A 271-nucleotide genomic window follows, 5' to 3' on the forward strand; every position below is an offset into this window, starting at 1 on the left:
GATCCACTCCACCAGAGGACCACCGGACCCGATGGGCGCGCTGACGCTGACCCCCAATATCGCGACCTGGGCGATCGCCGCGCTCGCCACCCTCGGCGTCATCCTGCGGCCGTTCGCGTGGCCGGAGGCGATCTGGGCCGTGCTCGGCGCTGGCGCCCTCGTGGCCCTCGGCCTGCTCGCCCCCGCCACCGCCTGGGACGGCGTCCTGAAGGGGACCGACGTCTACCTGTTCCTCGTCGGCATGATGCTGATGTCGGAGGTAGCCCGGAAG

At 71.6% G+C, this 271-nt stretch carries 1 pseudogene; it reads left to right on the forward strand.

Features of this window, described 5'->3' with window-relative positions:
• Positions 1–31 precede the first annotated feature (31 nt).
• Positions 32–271: pseudogene (locus AC0KVN_RS27665) on the forward strand (hypothetical protein); the annotation flags it as partial.

The sequence above is a fragment of the Sphingobium sp. SG1 genome, from assembly GCF_057063145.1.